Raw genomic sequence first — 18160 nt, forward strand, 5'->3', positions numbered from 1 at the left:
AAATTTAGTCTGCGATTTTTCCTCAGCTTTCTGCTACAAATTTTTGTGCTGCTTCCAGTGCTGCTGTTAATTCTTCCCTACTGCTGGCTGTAATTTTCAGCTTTTTTCCGTTTGCTTCGACTTCTAATTCAATTGATTTACCACCCAAGCGATCGCCTAAAAAACCCAGTAATTGCTTAATATTGCCAATAGTTACTTCAGCTTGCAACATCCCAAGCAGAACACCTCCTAACGCTTTTGAGCCTTCGGGAATTTCTGTGGCTGCTACAAGTCCAGCATTTTCCACATCTAAGTCTTTAATCTCTCGCAGCAAATTACGTGTTTCCCTCTCTTGATCCTCTGCATCTAAATCTGGATTGCAAAGAGCAATTTTGAGTTTAACATTAGATTCAGAACTCATCTTGCACCTTTAAAGCTGGATAGGCTGTTTGCTATCAATTATATGTATGTAATCCTACTGTAGAATATCAAAAATGTCTAGCCATTTTAAGTAATTTCCTTTTTATAAAAAATACTTATCTAATCTTCCTCTAAATCAAATCATGAGTATAAAACTCAACTCCCTCTGACAAAAACTCTACATGAAATTTATAAATAACTAAAATTTGTACCTAAGTAAAATGCTTTTACGAATCTCCTGACAGATTATGATTAAAATTTACGGCTTGATGAAAAAAGGTGAAAATCACACATGACTACCGAAAACAATCTAGCCATTGTAGACTGGGAACCTCATGACCCACCTACAGATTTAATATTTGATGATGGTGAAGTCTTGGAATCAAATCGACACCGTATTGCCATGAATGTCCTGATTCGGTCATTGCAACAGGCTTGGTCTGACCGCAGTGATTATTTTACTGGGGGCAATATGTTTATTTATTACAGCAGTACCCAGATTCGTAACCGCGATTTTCGTGGGCCTGATTTTTTTGCTGTTCTCAATGTTGACGGCACAAATTCTAGACAAGGTTGGGTAGTTTGGGAAGAAGATGGTCGTTATCCTGATGTGATTGTGGAATTAATGTCACGGTCTACAGCCGCAATAGATAAAGGAATTAAAAAAGACCTTTATGAACAGACCTTCCGCACTTCAGATTATTTTGTCTACGACCCATTTGACCCTAATTCCTTACAAGGATGGCATTTAGATGAAAACCAAGAATATCAACCTTTAACACCTAATCAAAATGGTTGGTTATGGTGTAGACGTTTGGGTTTTTGGTTAGGAACTTGGGAAGGAACTATAGATAGGGAAACTGCAATCTGGGTAAGGTTTTACGATGTTTCGGGAAATCTAGTTTTGTTACCAGAAGAGGAAGCAAAAGCACGGGAGGAGGAAGCAAAAGCACGAGAGGAGGAAGCAAAAGCACGAGAGGAGGAAGCAAAAGCACGAGAGGAAGAAGCAAAAGCACGAGAGGAAGAAGCAAAAGCACAAGCGGCTAGATTGGCTGCTAGATTAAGAGAACTGGGTGAAAATCCAGATATGTTGTGATCTCTTCTTTGTAGATTCAATGTAGGTTGGGTTGACGCAAGGAAACCCAACATTAATCTTTTCTAAATGGTTATTTATTAACTTGAAGCACTAGTATAAAACCTTAATGCAAACCGCCAAAACCAAGTAGAAATTAAAAATAATATCACTGCTAATATGGCTGCACCAAATAACCAAATTAACTCACCTTGACCTAACATTGCTTGTGCAGGAACGGTGGTCAGAAATGCCACTGGAACTACAAAGGTAAAGAAAACTCGGTAAGTAGCTGGATAAGCTACAATTGGATATCTGCCAGCTTCTAATAAACCCTGTAATACTTCCGTAACATTGTATATTTTTACAAACCAAATTGTAGTAGATCCCAACATAAACCACAGGCTGTAAAGAATCACCAAGCTACAACCCAAAGGAAATATACCCAGTAAGTATTTGTCTATTCCTAAACCCAGATTTTTACCTGCATAACCAATGATGATACAGCCAAAGATTAAATCTGGTAATCCCCATGGTGATAGGGTATGAGTGGAAAGCCAAAACTGACTGCGGATAGGTTTTAATAATACAAAGTCTAAAGTACCTTCTTGGACATGACGAACAATGCGGTTTAAGTTAGGTGCTAGAAAAGTGGCAGAAAAGCCTTGCAATAAGGTAAATATTCCTAAAACTATTAAAGCGGCCGACCATGACCAACCAGTAAAGGTGTAACCGTTGCGGTAAAACAAGAATAGCCCAAAAATACTGCCAGCCAGATTGCCGATACTACTAAAGGTGGCGATAATGAAGTTGATACGATACTCCATTTCTGCGGCGATCGCAGCAGTCCAAAATAATCGTAGCACTTTTATATATCTTTCCATTTTTTTCCTTTAAACCAATATCTACAACATCTAAAATAACTTTATATAATCTTAATATTAATTTTTATTTTCAGAAAATTTTGAACGTTAAGATGTTGAATGCAACTTCTTGAGCAGGTGAGATTTCATGCATTTTAACTTACCAGATTTAATTAAATCACTGGGTTACTTTGGGGTATGGGGAATTATCTTTGCTGAATCTGGCTTACTGATCGGCTTTTTTCTTCCTGGTGATAGTTTACTATTTACAGCAGGATTTGTGGCTTCTCAGCAATTACTGAATATTTGGGTGCTAATTTTTGGTGCGTTTGTTTGTGCTGTGTTTGGGGATAATGTTGGCTATTTTACTGGCCATAAATTTGGCAGAAAATTATTTGATCAAGAAGATTCTTGGTTATTTCATAAAAATCATGTTGTGAAAACTCAAGCATTTTATGAAAAGCATGGTAAAAAAACTATTGTTTTAGCAAGATTTATGCCAATTATTCGCACCTTTGCCCCAATTGTAGCAGGTATTGGTTCTATGCATTATCGAACCTTTATGTCTTACAACTTAATTGGTGGTTTTGTTTGGACTTTTGGCATTACTATGTTAGGTTTCTTTTTAGGTAAGTCACTACCAGCAGAACAATTAGATAAATATCTATTACCAATCATTGGCTTAATCATTATTGTTTCTTTATTGCCTTCGATTATTCATATCATTAAAGAAAATAGAGCGAATAAATAAAGGTGACAGTGGCAGATAGATAAAGGTAACAACTAATACCAATTAGCAATTACCGATTACCAATTACCAAATTTAGCCGAAAACTGGTAGCGTCAAACAAAGGAAAAATATTTTTTGTGGAAGTTTAGGTTTTGAACACACGCTCTAATTCACGCTCTAATTATTGGCAACTTTTACCTTATATTCGTACCCAGTGGGAAACCATCGCTAAGGGTTTTGTGGGAATATTAGGATATGTATTGGCCACTTTAACGCTGATTAATCTCGCTGGGAAGTTGGCTGTTCCCTTTGGACAGGGTAATGTAGTAGCGATCGCCCAATTAACGGGAATGTGTGCTTTAGTATTTCTGGTGCGCGGCTTTTTTCAGTCTGTGCAAGATTTATACATGGCACGTGCAGCTTTAAGAGTGGCTTTTCATCTCCGTCAACAGGTTTACGCACACTTACAAAAACTAAATCTTAGTTATTTTGAAACCGCAAAAGCAGGAGATTTATCTTACCGTTTGACAGAAGATGTTGATAGGGTTGGGGAAGTTATCAATAAGCTTTTTCATGATTTTGTACCCTGTCTTTTGCAATTGGTAGCCATTCCCATCTACATGATTTATTTGAATTGGCAACTCACTCTTGCTACAGTGATTGTTGCCCCAATCATGGGAATTTTAATCGGTTGGTTTGGGGAACGTTTACGTAAATATTCACTTAAAAGTCAAAATCGAATTTCCGATTTATCAGCTATTTTAACAGAAGTATTTAGTGGTATTCGTTTAATTCAAGCTTTTGCGGCTGAGAACTATGAAATTGCTAGATTTAGCCATGAAGCAGAACGTAGTTTAAAGGCTAAATATTCAGCAGAAAAATTAAAAGCAATTCAAATCCCCATTGTCGGATTTTTGGAAGCTTTGAGTGCTTTATCTTTGCTGATGGTGGGAGTATGGCAAATTTCTCAAAACAATTTAACTGTAGGTGAGTTTTTTAGTTATTTAGCAGCAGCAGCTTTGTTAATTGATCCTATCGGTCATACGACTAATAACTATAATGAATTTAAACAAGGTGAGGCATCAGTTGACCGAGTTTTTGAGTTATTAGCAATTCAACCAACGGTATTAGAAAAAGACGATGCTTTCCATCTTCCTGCTGTGACTGGCAAAATTGAATATTTGAATGTGACTTTTGCTTATAAACCAGGAGAAATTGTCTTAAATAATATTAGTTTATTGGTAATGCCAGGACAAGCGATCGCACTGGTCGGTGCTTCTGGTGCTGGTAAAACTACTTTTGTCAATCTGTTACCACGATTTTATGATCCGGAAATTGGTGAAATTTTTATAGATGGTGTCAATATTCGAGATGTAACACTAAATAGTTTAAGAAAACAAATTGGTATTGTTCCTCAAGAAACCATTATGTTTTCAGGAACTATTGCTCAAAATATCGCGTTTGGAAAAAAAGGTTTTGATATTTATGCAGTCGAAGAAGCTGCAAAAATTGCTAATGCCCATCAATTTATTCAGCAACTACCAGAAGGTTATAATACTTGGGTAGGTGAACGTGGTGTAAATTTATCTGGTGGACAAAGACAGAGAATTGCGATCGCACGCGCTGTACTGTTAAACCCGCAAATATTGATACTTGATGAAGCCACCTCTGCGTTAGATTCTGAGTCAGAAGCATTGGTACAAGAAGCTTTAGAAAGATTGATGGAAAACCGTACAGTATTAATTATTGCACATAGATTATCGACAGTGAGAAAGTGCGATCGCATCTTAGTTTTAGAAAAAGGACAAATTGTAGAATCAGGCAATCATGAAGAATTATTAGCCTTAGAAGGTAAATATGCGCGGTTTTATGCCCAGCAATTTTCCTAGACAGAACAGCCATATTAGTAGGGTGCGTCAAACCTAGAAATTGTTTAATATCAACAGATTTTCAAAATCTGACGCACCTGACAATAAGTAGGTAGGCGTTAAAAATTGTCGTTATGACAAGGCAAAAGGCAATAGGCAAAAGGCAAGAGAGAAGAGGTTTTTAGGTTAATTTATTTTTCTTTACATACTTTTGTTTTTTCCCATCGTTCTACTTAGATTTGATTTTTACCAATAATTTCTGGGTGCTTCAACCCCCTGGATTTATTTACTCCCTTCCCACTCAAAGAATATGGATTAAATGAACCGCAAAGACGCAAAGGACGCGAAGTGAAGAAGGAAGAAGATATGTAATCTTACGCTGAGAAGGGAGTAGCTTTGTAGCAAAATGTAATAATTCTGTATGGATGCTAATTATTTAATCTATGTAATTATATAATTAGAAATTATGCAAAACATAACGAAAGCAGGGGGAATTCATAAATTGCCCCTTTTTACAGAATTATTTACATAAAAATGTAAATATGCACGTTTCAATGCTAATGAGCTTAGGGAATTAATTATAGGTGTGATTATTGGTGATACCAATATTTAGGGAATACTAGAAGGGAACACTAGAGCCAATCAGCGAAAGCTTTTAGAACTAACTTGTTGATGTTTAATCATGGAACCTGCAAACACCTCACTGTCTGACTTCGGTAGTCAATGCATTCAGCGTCACTTTGTAGTAGTCAATCCAGATGCCTATCTCATGGATGTTTTACAAATGATGAGTAGAGTGGGGGAAACTGTTTCTAGTTCCAATCTCCTTCGTGCTACTTGTGCTTTTGTCTTAAATAACCAGCAACTAGTTGGTTTATTAACAGAGAGAGACTTGGTGAGAATAGCTGCACAACAATGCAATTTAAGAACAACCAAAATTTCCGAAGTCATGACCAGGAATGTGATTACCTGCCAAGAATGGGAAGTGCAGGAACCAATGAAAGTGATCCAGCTACTGCGTCAGTATAGAATTCGTCATTTACCAATAGTCAACGAACAGGATCAACCTGTGGGTTTAGTCACACAATCTAGCCTTCGAGGTGTGCTACAACCAGCAGATTTACTCAAATGTCGGTATGTCAGAGAGGTAATGGCAGAAAATGTGATTCATGCTCCTCCTACAGCCACAGTTCTGGAGTTAGTACAGCTGATGGATTCTCATGATCTCAGTTGTGTTGTCATTGGCAGAGCGATCGCACCTGGAAAAGTCCTACCGCTAGGAATTGTCACAGAACGAGATATTGTTCAATTCCAACTTCTAGAAATAAACTTTAGGGAACTACAAGCCCAACAAGTAATGAGTTATCCCCCGTTGTTAGTCAATCCTGAAGATTCACTTTGGGAAACTCATCACAAAATGCAGCAGCAGAATATACAGCTATCTGTTGTTGCTGATGACCAAGGATATCTAGCAGGGATTTTAACCCAAACCAGCATTTTACAAGCTTGTGATATCAGAGAACTGCACCAAATTATTACCCTATTACAACAGCAAGTAAATAACCTAGAAACTGAAAAAGTCAATTTACTCAAACGCCTTAATTCCGATCTGACAGAACAAGTCAGCAACAAAAAAGCCAAACTAAAAACCCAACTTCAACGCAGTCAACTATTAGCTGATATCGCTTTACGCATTTGTGCCTCTTTGCATTTAGACGAAATTCTCAATCAAACAGTTACAGAAGTACGTCAATTATTAGAAGTTGAGCGTGTAATAATTTATCATTTTGACTCTAACTGGCATGGAAAAGTGATTGTGGAATCAGTAGATATTCCCCAATGGTCAATTTTAGATCAAGTGGTAGTAGATAATTGTTTCGAGCAGAATTGGCTAGACCATTATCAAAACAAAACTTCTAAAGCTATTGCCGATATTCATCAATCAAACTTGAGTCCTTGTCACATAGAATTTTTAACACAGTTTCAAATCAAAGCCAATTTAACAGTACCAATTATTTTAGATGATTCCCTGTGGGGATTATTAATTGCTCATAGCTGTAATGATGTGCGTGAGTGGCAAACTGACGAAATAGAATTTCTAGAACAGCTATCAACACAGGTAGCAAACGCCATTAAACAAGCAACTTTACTTGCACAAGTCCAGAAAGTCAATGCCGAGCTTGAAGCCAAGGTAGTAGAACGAACTAAAGAATTGCAAGCAACCAATCAACGTTTACAACAAGAGTTAATTCGCTCTCAACAAGCCAAAGCAGCACTGAGAGAAAGAGAAGCAACAGTGCGAAGCTTTTATGATTCTGCCCCAATGATGATGGGTGTAGTGGAATTACTAGATAATGACATATTGCATTTATCTGATAACTATACGACTGCTCAGTTTTTCAGAACAACCCCAGAGGCAATGCACAATCAACTTGCCAGTCAAATGGGAACAACCCAAGAATATATTCACGTCTGGATTAGTCACTATCAAGAAAGTCAACGCACAGGTAAACCAGTTCGCTTTGAATATCAACATATAACAGATGGAAAAATAAAATGGTTATCTGCTACCGTTTGTTACATTGGTATGAGTGAGAGCGATCGCCCTCGTTTTTCCTATGTTCTTGATGATTTGAGCCAATCCAAAGCCATAGAAGCAGAGAAACTTTACCTCTCCAATTTACTAGAAGCCAGCCTCAATGAAATTTATGTTTTTGACGTTGAAACATTCCAATTTCAGTACGTTAACCAAGGAGGACTGCAAAATTTAGGCTACTCTTTGTCAGAATTACAGCACAAAACACCCCTGGATATTAAACCAGAGATGACAACAGAGCAGTTTCAATCTTTAATCACACCCTTGTTATCTGGTGAAAAAGAAATTATCCAGTTTCAAACTATTCATGAACGTGCAAATGGCAGTCGTTATCCTGTAGAAGTTCATCTGCAACGGATGGAACAAAATGGAAAACGCATTTTCTTAGGCGTTGGTCTCGACATCACCCAGCGTCAGCAAGTTGAAAAACAAGTCAAATTCCAAGCCCAGTTGTTGGAACAAATGAGTGATGCCGTTGTCGCAATTGATCTTTTTTATCGCGTAATTCATTGGAATGCCGCAGCAGAAAAACAGTATGGCATCAAAGCCGAAGACGCATTAGGAAAGCCCATCGCGGAATGTTTAGAACACCACTGGATTCAACCGGAAGATCAAGAAAATTTCCATGAAGCCTTAGCCACTTTAGGCTTTTGGCAAGGAGAAAATATTCATTGTAAACTCAATGGAGATGAGATATTTGTCGAATCATCAATCAGCATCCTCAAAGATGAGCAAGGCAATTATATAGGAATGCTGGCACTAATTCGAGACATTAGTGAAAAAGCGCGACTTGAAGGCGATCGCAAACAAGTAGAAATTGCACTCCAAAAAAGTGAAGAACAATATCGACGCATTGTAGAAACCACTTCTGAAGGAATTTGGATGCTCGATAGAGAAGGTAATACCAGTTTTGTCAACCCCCAAATGTCAGCAATGCTGGGCTATTCCGTCGAAGAAATGCTAGGAAAACCATTATTTGATTTCATCGGCATAGAAGAACAAAAAATAGCCAAAACAAACTTAGAACGTCGGCATCAAGGTATTCAAGAACAACACGATTTCAAATTTCGCCGTCGAGATGGTTCTGAGTTATGGGCAATAGTTTCTACTACACCGATTTTCGATACGACAGGAAAATATGCAGGCGCATTAGCGATGCTGACAGATATTACTGGGCGTAAACAAGTGGAATCAGCCTTACAACAGAAATTACAAAAGGAACTACTACTCAAGCAAATCACTGATCAAATTCGTCAAAGTTTGCAAACTCAGCATATTTTTGAAACTGCTGCTATTCAAATTGGTCAAGCGTTGAAAGCTCATCGTTGTCTAATTCATACATATCTTGCTCAACCAGAACCTATTCTCCCTTTAGTTGCAGAATACTTGAATGGAAATTACAAATCCATCAAAAATATAAAAATTCCTATTACCAACAATCCTCATGTTGAAGCAGTGTTAGCTCAAGATCAGGCAATAGTGATTTCAGATGTTTATACTGAACCATTATTTCAACCTGTGCTTGAACTGTGCCACGCATTGCAAATCAAATCAATGTTAGCTGTTCGTACTTCCTACCAAGGACAACCCAATGGCTGCATAGGAATACATCAATGTATCAGTGACCCAGCTTCCCAGGATCAGCAAATTCGAGAATGGACTTGTGATGAAATTGAACTATTAGAAGCCGTAGCTGCTCAAGTGGGAATTGCACTAGCTCAAGCCGCTTTACTAGAAAAAGAAACTACTAGACGAGAAGAACTAACGCTGAAAAATTTGGCATTAGAAGAAGCGAAACGGCAAGCTGAAAGTGCTAACCAAGCCAAAAGCGAATTTCTAGCTAATATGAGTCACGAAATTCGTACACCCATGAATGCCATTCTTGGTTTTGCAAATTTATTGCAATCTGAAGCTATAGAACCTCATATAGACTCTTATATTCAAGCCATTACCTCCAGTGGCAAAACTTTACTAGCATTGATGAATGATATTCTTGATTTGTCTAAAATTGAATCAGGTAAATTAGCACTTCACTATGAACCTGTTGATTTAAGAGAACTAATTGCAGAAATTTTACAAATATTTAGCCCAAATACAAGTGATAAAAATTTAATCCTGCGTTCAATCATTGAAGATACAGTCCCTCAAACTATTTACATTGATGAAGTCCGGTTGCGCCAAATCCTTTTTAACGTTGTCGGCAATGCTTTAAAATTCACAGAAAGAGGATACATTGAAATAACTATCCGCGCTCATCTTTATTTTACAGACTCAGAAGAAAAAGTTTGGTTAGAAATTGCTGTTGAAGATACAGGTATTGGCATTGCCCGTGAGCAGCAACAAGGTATTTTTGAGGCGTTTGTTCAAAGTTCCAGCCAAAGCAATCGCAAATATGGTGGTACAGGTTTAGGACTAGCAATCACCAAGCGATTAATGAATATGATGGGTGGAATCATCACACTCAAAAGTGAATTAGGAAAAGGTAGTATTTTTACTTTTGTTTTTCCAGCAATTTCTCCTGCAAATAGTTCGATAGAAATAGTCCCGGAATCATACCAAAATGATGATTTAAACCAGTTTGTAACCAGTACAATTTTAATTGTAGATGATGTGGCATCAAATCGAGAATTAATTCAGGGATATTTTCATAACACTCATCATCAAGTTGTGCTGGTAGAAAATGGACAGCAAGCGATTAATTTCGCTCAATCACATCATCCCAATTTAATTTTGTTAGATTTGAGAATGCCTCAGATGGATGGGAAAGAAACAGCACAACATCTAAAACAAGATGAAAAAACTAAAGATATTCCTATCGTTATTCTCACGGCTTCATCTCAATCTCAAGAGAAAGATGAACTTGCGAAAATTTGTCAGGGGTTTTTATCTAAACCTATTAGCTGTATTAAACTTGTTCAAGAACTCAAAAAGCATTTACATATTTTGATTAATGTTGAATCATCACAGCAATTAGATAAATTTACTACCCATAATCAAGAACCAGAATTCTTAAATATTTCAATTAATTTACCAGAATTATTAATCAAATTACAGGAAGAAGAAATGGGATGGAATAGTTTACGTAAAACTTTAAAAATACGGGAAATAAAGAAATTTTGTCAGCGTTTAGAAACTTGGGGACAGGAGTATCACTGTCAGTTATTGGTTGAATACGCTAATTCTGTAGAAACCAAGTTAGATACTTTTGATATGGAGCAACTATCTTTAATAATTGATGAGTTTCCATCTTTGCGACAAACATTAGAAAATCTAATTGATAAAGAGAATTAGAAAGAGTTTTTGACATACTCCCCAGTCTAAAGGCGTGGGGATTCTGGGGTCAAACAGCAATTGCTGGCGTAGCCAATCTAACATCATCTAACCCAATGGTTGGTGATTGCCTTTTTCCTAGTTTTGGACTGGAATGCTCATGGGGTAGCTTTCACCTCCTATTTTCACCTTCTAGCCATTTGAGCAGCATTTCTGGGTTCTATGAAGTGCAAAAAGCAAAATAGACGCTAAAATCGATCCAGCCTTTGTATTTTCGTGGTTTTGTCCCAGATAAATCAGAGTGCGGTTCACTGCATAAATCCTAACTGTCAACGTCCTTATCCCCAACCTTGGGGAAACAAATTTTGCAATAGCTGTGGCGCACCGCTACAGTTGTTAGACCGCTATTACCCGATTGAGCCTTTGGGTTCAGGAGGTTTTGCCCAAATTTACACGGTTTGGGATGAAAAAAACCAAACTGAAAAAGTGCTGAAAGTGTTGGTGGAAGATTCTTCCAAAGCTTTGGAATTATTTATTCAGGAAGCGGAGGTTTTAAGTAGTTTCCATCATCCTGGTGTTCCCAAAGTTGATGCTGACGGGTATTTTCAAATCAATTTGACTGTTCCTAAACCACACCAGTTGGCTTGTCTGGTGATGGAAAAAATTGATGGCCATAATTTAGAAGAGATTCGGAGAAATTATCCCCAAGGATGTCCAGAGGATTTGGTGCTGAATTGGTTTGCACAAGCTGTGAAGATTTTACAGGAGTTGCATAAACGCCAAATTATTCATCGGGATATTAAACCTTCTAATTTAATGTTGCGTAATCCTTCACCTACTGCACCGCTGCAAGCAGAACAATTGGTGTTAATTGATTTTGGTGGTGCTAAACAATTTAGTGGGGCAATATTAAGATCCCATTCTCCTTCCACTCGATTATTTTCTTCTGGGTATAGTCCACCAGAACAAATGATTGGTGGTAATGTGGGACCTGCAGCTGATTTTTATGCCTTGGGACGGACAATAATTGAATTACTTACAGGTAAGTATCCCCAACAGTTGGAAGATCCCATTACTGGGGAATTACGCTGGCGAAATCGGTGCAGTGTTAATCCACGTCTGGCTGATTTACTAGATGAAATGATACAGACGGATGTGCGATCGCGTCCAGCCCATGCAGCTATTATTCAAAAACGTTTACTGAAAATTGTTCCCGCAGAATCAAAACCAGGGTTATTTACCCAATTAAAAAACACCATCATCCAAACTGTCACCCAATTTACCCTAGCAGTTGGTAATACAACCCTATCCACAGTTCAGGCTATTTTTAAATTCCTTCTAGCTTGTCTAGCAACAATTTGGGCGATGATTTTAGGCGGAATGGGTGCGAGTTTGGGGACTATCGCTGGTTTTATTTTGGCTTATCAAACCAAATTAGGCGCTTTTATTGCAGAATTTATTTCTCTTCAATTACCCGAATTAATTCAAAACTCTCAACCTACTTCAGCAAAGGAAATTATAGTCTATGCCGTTGCTGGTTTGGGAACGGCTTGGGGAATTACCCTCTCTGGAAGTTTTGGTCAAAAGCGACGATTTTTAGTATCAGCTTTCATGGGTTTAATTGGCTATAGTTTAGGTTGGATTATTTGGCAATTCATTAAACCACACGATAGTGCTGAGGGTTTAGTTGCATGGATGTTGGTGTCGATTTCCCTGCTAACCTTGGGTTTAGGTCTTCGTACCCATTACCTAGCTTACGCTTTTGTAGCTGCCTTTGGTAGTGCCAATATTGTGGCAGCTTTAATACATCTAGGGTTAAAAATTTCCTTTATCCATTTTTCCGATAAACCAAATTTTTTAGAGTTATTTATACCTCTTGCTTTTTTTGGTTTTATTGGTGTTTTAATTAGTCTTTCTTTAGGGCTGAGTTATTACGTGATTGTCCCTTGTTTGCGCTGGTTAGGATGGAGATAATTCGTAATTTAAAAAGTGAACTGTAGGTTGGGTTGAGGAACGAAACCCAACAACCCAAAATTTTGTATACGTTGGGTTGAACAAAGTTAAACAAAACCTACACATCTGTAACCCCTTGCGGGGAAGTAGTTTTGGAAAGTCTATTGAGTTTATTCGTTTCGTATACGAATATTTAAAGTTTCCATCCCCTTGCGGGGAAGTGGTTTTGGAAAGTTTCTATAACGCTATCGGTTATGGTGGAGTGGATGCGTTTCCATCCCCTTGCGGGGAAGTGGTTTTGGAAAGAGTTCACTTCTAGAGATATTACTCAGTAAGGGTTTCAGATACCCAAATCGACACACCTCTGAAAAAGAGGAAAAAAAATTCAAAAACTGATCAATTTTGCAGCTTGAAATCCTTATGGTGCAAGCTATCGACACACCTGGACGAAGTTATGCAGTTTTCAAGGTTCGGGCGGGGTGCGTCGATAAATTGAACGCAGCCTATCCAAAAAAATATATGATTTTACGTAAATTGTCAAGTCAACAATGTTTCAATTTAAGAACTTACGCAGAACTACCATGAAAATATTCCTGAAAACAAGATCCCCCCGGCTATTTTTTTCTTTAAGCCAGGGGGACCACATATTTGGTAGTCTATAATTCTTTCGGTATAGTCAACTAAAATAAATTTTATATCATTTATTTGGCTTTGGCTAGTCTTGCGATTATAATTTTCAGGAATTTTATATCTTCTTCACAATTGCCCCAATAGGGAGGTAAACCAAAGCCCTTGTTTCCGTCAGGGGAGAGCATTTTCCCAATTAACACTTATCTATGATGGGAACAAGACTTATCAACTACAATTAATTCCATGCTGACCCGGATTAAAGACTTAGCTGCCAACCTAGCGCCCCGCCTAGTGGAGATTCGCCGCCATATTCACTCTCACCCAGAACTCAGCGGACAAGAGTATCAAACGGCTGCTTTTGTTGCTGGTGTGTTGTCTTCTAGTGGTTTGCACGTGGTAGAGGGGGTTGGTAAAACTGGTGTGATTGGTGAATTACAAGGAACTCAGAACAATGAGACGGTGTTGGCAATTCGCACGGATATGGATGCTTTGCCAATTCAAGAACGTAGCGGTTTGGAATATGCTTCTCGAAATGTTGGGGTGATGCACGCTTGTGGCCATGATGTTCACACTACGGTAGGGTTAGGTACGGCGATGGTACTTTCCCAAGTTGCACAGGAGTTGGGGGGTAAAATCAGGTTTTTGTTTCAGCCAGCTGAAGAAATTGCCCAAGGTGCAAGCTGGATGGTGAAAGATGGGGCGATGAATAATGTTGCTGCAATTTTAGGTGTTCATGTTTTTCCTTCTATCCCTGCTGGTTGTGTTGGGATTCGTTATGGGGCGTTGACAGCGGCAGCAGATGATTTGGAGATTATGATTATTGGTGAATCTGGACATGGTGCGCGTCCCCATGAAGCCATTGATGCGATTTGGATTGCTTGTCAAGTTATTACTTCGTTGCAACAAGCTATTAGCCGTACTCAAAATCCTTTGCGTCCGGTGGTGTTGAGTATTGGTAAGATTCATGGTGGTAGAGCGCCAAATATAATTGCTGATCAAGTACAGTTATTAGGTACGGTGCGATCGCTCCATCCAGAAACCCGCAATCAATTACCAAGTTGGATTGAAAATATTGTCGCTAATGTTTGCAATTCCTATGGTGCAAAATATGAAGTTAATTATCGTCAAGGCGTGCCTAGTGTACAAAATGACTATGCGCTGACACAATTATTACAATCATCCGCAGAAGAAGCTTGGAGTAGCGATCGCATTCAAGTTTTACCAGAACCTTCCCTTGGGGCTGAAGATTTTTCCGTGTATTTAGAACACGCTCCCGGTTCGATGTTTCGTTTGGGTGTAGGCTACGAAGATCGCACTATTAATCATCCTTTACATCATCCCCAATTTGAAGTTGATGAATCTGCAATTATTACCGGGGTTGTGACCTTGGCTTATGCGGCTTACAAATATTGGCAAATAAAATAAATGCCTTTTTCTGCATTGAGTTGTAATCAGGTGTGATTGTAATACGCTTGCTGCACATTCAGCGTCAACAACAGAAATATTAATTAATTTTATGCGTTGACAATTTATTTACAAATATGTGATGTTGTAGAGGTTGCGTTATTGCTTGACTCTAACGCCATCTACTGCAATAAATTATCTCCAGGTGAAAAACATGGCACAAAAAATTATTTACGGCACAGTTAATGACGACGGAACAAAACAAACCGGATCAGGATTTGATGTTGAATCAACAGAAACAGGAATTTATTTAATCACTTTTTCACAACCTTTTGTTGAACCTCCTACCGTAGTAGCAACCTTGAAAGATTGGGGTGCTGATAATCAAATCATTGTTAAAGAAATAACTCCTAACAAATTTAAAATTGCTATTTGGGATTTGGGCATTAAACAACAATCAAGTACAAATTCTCCAGAACTGGTAGTGACCCAAGAAAAATCAGCTTTTAATTTTATTGCGATTGGAGAAGATAGCTAGGTTGTAACATTTGCTATCGCTGGATTTATAAACAATTCCTGCTATAATGTGTTGATTAATAGTAAATTCAACCAAACTGGTTTTGACTGCTATTAATCAAGACAATTTATCAGATAAATTGAAAACTTTTCAGAACAACAAAAACTTTATCTATATTATGCCACCAATAGAATCTCTAGAATCATCAGCACAACCTATTAATAATAATTGGTATTTATTAACTGTGCGTTCTAAGAAACGAGAAGTATTTTTAAAATATCTTAAATTTGCGATTGAACAAAATAAACTAGAAGAATTAGTTTTAGATATTAAAATTCCTCAAGATTCTGTGTATGAAGATATGGTTTTACTCAATCTCAGTAATTTTAAAACTGCATCTACATACCTGCAAAAAGTTGAATGTTTTCAGAATATAGAACGTAAACCATTACAATCAGAACAAGTTAATCGGATGTTAGGGATTAAGTAAATTAGAGAAAAAAGCAATCCGGTTTAGTTATCTCGTTCCCAGTCTTTGACTGGGAATGCTATTATAGAGGCTCTGCCTCTGGTATTATTAAAAGCAGAGCCTTTTGAAATTCATTCCCATACAGAGTATAGGAACGAGAATTGTTGGGAATTATTGAGCGATCGCAAAAGTTCTAGTACAGGTTGGCGTAAATAAACCTACCATTCTCAATCGCTAAAAAGGTTACTCCATATTACTTTTGACTTTTGACTTTTGACTTTTGACTTTTGACTTCCGCAAAGCGGTACTATACCCTTGCTTCTGTTCTAGTTCCTCCCATTCGTTCTTGAATTCTGCCTTTAGCGGCTTTGAATTGAGTAGCTAATTCCTCAGCTTCTTGACTACTCATATTGTTGCGAATAGCGGCAAACATTGTGCTTTCTTCTTGACGAATATGGTCGCCAATTTCATCCCATAACCTTCTCATTCTGTCTTTGAATTCAGGTGCAGAAGGGCTAATAGTTCTCAATTGCTCAAGTGCTGGACCCCAGCGAGCTTGTTCATTATATAATTCTTGAGTATTCTCTTCACCGTAAAAAGGACGTACTCTAGGATAAACAACTTCCTCTTCCGCACCTGCATGGGCGCTGAGATCCTTAAAGATTTGTCCAAAATATTCTTGAATTTTTTGAGGGTTATCGCTTTGTAGTAATTCTGTAAACAAGATATTTACTTTATTGTGATCCATACGCAGAACATCTTGGATATTCATATCCTGTTTATCAGAAGTTTGGGTAACAGCACTACCCACAGCACCACTAATTGCTGCGATCGCATCTTGAACTCTAGACCAAATTCCTTGGTCTGCATCTTGTCCAGTCAATTCCCGCACACCCAAAATTTCTAAAATTCCTTTCAGTTGTTCTTGATGAGCGCGGTTTTCAAAATTGATCGTATTTAAAGGGCCAATTGCAGCCATGACATCAGCACCAACTTTCTGTGCAGCTTTATGAATTGTCAAACCATTCATTACTTGTTGATGTTTCAACAACTCATGTTGAAATACTTTTTCAAAGAAAGTTAATTGATTACCTTCCATGAATTGGCGAACTGTTTGCGCTACGTCTTGTGCAGTTGAATCTGCATCTTTGCGGATGCCATATTGAACCACTATAGTATCAAGAATGCCTATATTTTTGCGATCATCATCTAGCATTCTGCGGAGACTATCAGCAATTTCTCCATCTGTACATTCTCTCAAAAATCTTTCTTCATTATCAATAAGCAACTGTTGCAGTAATTTCATGTCTGCCAATTTTACTGCTATAGCGTTTCTTTTGGTATCATCTAAAGTTACAACCATTCTGAGTTCTCCTAGCCAAAGTAATCGTATTTATTACCAATCCCAGGTTCGCATAATCATTAGATAATTTGCATCTTTCTTTTGAACGATTACTTTCATAACTCAGGATATAAAAACCGAAATAATTTACACAAAAATAGCTATAAAATAGCTGTTAATTATGTTAAGTTCTACTTGAAGTTATAAGGATTTTTATGTTCTTATCTCTCTTTGGATAGATAAATTATTATGGTTAATTTTCTAAATTGACTCAAAGAAAGATAGTTAACAAATTAACTCATAATGTCAGAAATACCAGACATAGGAGAAAAAGCACTGAATAAAGCTGCTGAAATAGGATTATCTAGCCAATTGGATGAAGTAGAAAACTTAGAAGTCAGCATTAAAACTGAACCACTCAAACTGATTCAGGGCGAAATTGAAAAAGTACAGATTTCTGGTGAAGGATTGGTCATGCAAAAAGACCTCCGTATGACAGAATTAGAAATGCAAATTACCAGCGTTGCTATTAATCCTCTCAGTGTTGCTTTTGGGAAAATTGAACTGACAAAACCAACGATAGGTAAAGCCCAAGTCATTTTAACAGAAGCGGATATTAATCGAGCTTTTAATTCAGAGTATGTGCGGGATAAATTGCAAAATCATCAAATCACTGTCAATGGTCAAGAAACAGCAATTACGCCCCAACACATAGATTTTCATCTACCTGGTGAGGGTAAAGTTGTCCTCAATGCCAGCATATTATTAAGAGGAACTGGTGAAATTAAACAAGTCGGCTTTTCCGCAGTTCCTTGTATTAGTGCTAATGGTAAAAATATTTCTCTACAAAATGTTGAGTATGGGGAAAGTCAAGAAATTTCACCAGAATTAACACAAGCTTTGATAGCAGAAACAGGTGAAATTTTGAATTTGAGCAATTTTGATTTAGAAGGAATGAGTCTAAGAGTCTATAAATTAGAGTTAGAAAAAGGCAAATTAACCTTACAAGCTGAGGCTGATGTTGATCAAATTCCTACTGCATAATAA

Annotated in this window: 12 protein-coding genes; 9 read left to right on the plus strand and 3 right to left on the minus strand. The window is 37.6% G+C overall.

Annotated elements, in window-relative coordinates; all coding sequences use genetic code 11:
* Window positions 1-22 precede the first annotated feature (22 nt).
* Entirely contained in the window at window positions 23-400 is a 378-nt protein-coding gene (locus ACLLO5_RS12375) for a hypothetical protein (RefSeq protein WP_413175752.1), read from the minus strand.
* A 291-nt stretch (window positions 401-691) separates the two neighbouring features.
* Here ACLLO5_RS12375 and ACLLO5_RS12380 point away from each other — a divergent pair, with 291 nt between their 5' ends.
* Window positions 692-1495, plus strand: a complete 804-nt coding sequence (locus ACLLO5_RS12380) for a Uma2 family endonuclease (protein WP_413175754.1) — start codon at window positions 692-694, stop codon at window positions 1493-1495.
* A gap of 77 nt (window positions 1496-1572) precedes the next feature.
* On the opposite strand, the gene ACLLO5_RS12385 is transcribed toward ACLLO5_RS12380, so the two are convergent.
* Window positions 1573-2355, minus strand: coding sequence for an ABC transporter permease (locus ACLLO5_RS12385; RefSeq protein ID WP_413175755.1), 783 nt, complete (start codon window positions 2353-2355; stop codon window positions 1573-1575).
* Window positions 2356-2482: 127 nt separating this feature from the next.
* Here ACLLO5_RS12385 and ACLLO5_RS12390 point away from each other — a divergent pair, with 127 nt between their 5' ends.
* The 7 genes from ACLLO5_RS12390 (at window position 2483) to ACLLO5_RS12420 (ending at window position 15792) form a co-directional block, all read left to right on the plus strand.
* Window positions 2483-3085, plus strand: coding sequence for a DedA family protein (locus ACLLO5_RS12390; RefSeq protein WP_413175756.1), 603 nt, complete (start codon window positions 2483-2485; stop codon window positions 3083-3085).
* A 131-nt stretch (window positions 3086-3216) separates the two neighbouring features.
* Window positions 3217-4953, plus strand: a complete 1737-nt coding sequence (locus ACLLO5_RS12395) for an ABC transporter ATP-binding protein (RefSeq protein WP_413175757.1) — start codon at window positions 3217-3219, stop codon at window positions 4951-4953.
* 661 nt (window positions 4954-5614) lie between these two features.
* A complete protein-coding gene (locus tag ACLLO5_RS12400) occupies window positions 5615-10819 on the plus strand; it encodes a PAS domain S-box protein (RefSeq protein WP_413175758.1) in 5205 nt (1734 codons plus the stop codon).
* A gap of 255 nt (window positions 10820-11074) precedes the next feature.
* Window positions 11075-12772, plus strand: a complete 1698-nt coding sequence (locus ACLLO5_RS12405) for a protein kinase domain-containing protein (RefSeq protein WP_413175759.1) — start codon at window positions 11075-11077, stop codon at window positions 12770-12772.
* Between the two features lie 852 nt (window positions 12773-13624).
* Window positions 13625-14806, plus strand: a complete 1182-nt coding sequence (locus ACLLO5_RS12410; RefSeq protein WP_413175760.1) for a M20 family metallopeptidase — start codon at window positions 13625-13627, stop codon at window positions 14804-14806.
* A 193-nt stretch (window positions 14807-14999) separates the two neighbouring features.
* Window positions 15000-15323, plus strand: a complete 324-nt coding sequence (locus tag ACLLO5_RS12415; RefSeq protein WP_413175761.1) for an H-type lectin domain-containing protein — start codon at window positions 15000-15002, stop codon at window positions 15321-15323.
* Between the two features lie 157 nt (window positions 15324-15480).
* The gene (locus ACLLO5_RS12420; RefSeq protein ID WP_413175762.1) at window positions 15481-15792 is read left to right on the plus strand and encodes a chromosome segregation ATPase; all 312 of its coding nucleotides are present in this window, start codon (window positions 15481-15483) and stop codon (window positions 15790-15792) included.
* A gap of 286 nt (window positions 15793-16078) precedes the next feature.
* Here the strand turns inward: ACLLO5_RS12420 and ACLLO5_RS12425 are convergent, their stop codons facing one another.
* Window positions 16079-17134, minus strand: coding sequence for a hemerythrin domain-containing protein (locus ACLLO5_RS12425; protein WP_413175763.1), 1056 nt, complete (start codon window positions 17132-17134; stop codon window positions 16079-16081).
* A gap of 282 nt (window positions 17135-17416) precedes the next feature.
* On the opposite strand from ACLLO5_RS12425, the gene ACLLO5_RS12430 reads away from it, so the two are divergent.
* Window positions 17417-18157 (plus strand): DUF2993 domain-containing protein, encoded by a 741-nt coding sequence (locus ACLLO5_RS12430; protein ID WP_413175764.1) that lies wholly within the window; start codon window positions 17417-17419, stop codon window positions 18155-18157.
* Window positions 18158-18160: the final 3 nt, after the last annotated feature.

This window comes from Anabaena azotica SJ-1 (assembly GCF_047275885.1).
Classification (GTDB): Bacteria; Cyanobacteriota; Cyanobacteriia; order Cyanobacteriales; family Nostocaceae; genus Trichormus_B; species Trichormus_B azotica_A.

Coding starts and splice junctions, on each gene's coding strand:
- ACLLO5_RS12375 (WP_413175752.1), bottom strand. CDS start 400: ATGAGTTCTGAATCTAATGTTAAACTCAAAATTGCTCTTTGCAATCCA.
- ACLLO5_RS12380 (WP_413175754.1), top strand. CDS start 692: ATGACTACCGAAAACAATCTAGCCATTGTAGACTGGGAACCTCATGAC.
- ACLLO5_RS12385 (WP_413175755.1), bottom strand. CDS start 2,355: ATGGAAAGATATATAAAAGTGCTACGATTATTTTGGACTGCTGCGATC.
- ACLLO5_RS12390 (WP_413175756.1), top strand. CDS start 2,483: ATGCATTTTAACTTACCAGATTTAATTAAATCACTGGGTTACTTTGGG.
- ACLLO5_RS12400 (WP_413175758.1), top strand. CDS start 5,615: ATGGAACCTGCAAACACCTCACTGTCTGACTTCGGTAGTCAATGCATT.
- ACLLO5_RS12410 (WP_413175760.1), top strand. CDS start 13,625: ATGCTGACCCGGATTAAAGACTTAGCTGCCAACCTAGCGCCCCGCCTA.
- ACLLO5_RS12415 (WP_413175761.1), top strand. CDS start 15,000: ATGGCACAAAAAATTATTTACGGCACAGTTAATGACGACGGAACAAAA.
- ACLLO5_RS12420 (WP_413175762.1), top strand. CDS start 15,481: ATGCCACCAATAGAATCTCTAGAATCATCAGCACAACCTATTAATAAT.
- ACLLO5_RS12425 (WP_413175763.1), bottom strand. CDS start 17,134: ATGGTTGTAACTTTAGATGATACCAAAAGAAACGCTATAGCAGTAAAA.
- ACLLO5_RS12430 (WP_413175764.1), top strand. CDS start 17,417: ATGTCAGAAATACCAGACATAGGAGAAAAAGCACTGAATAAAGCTGCT.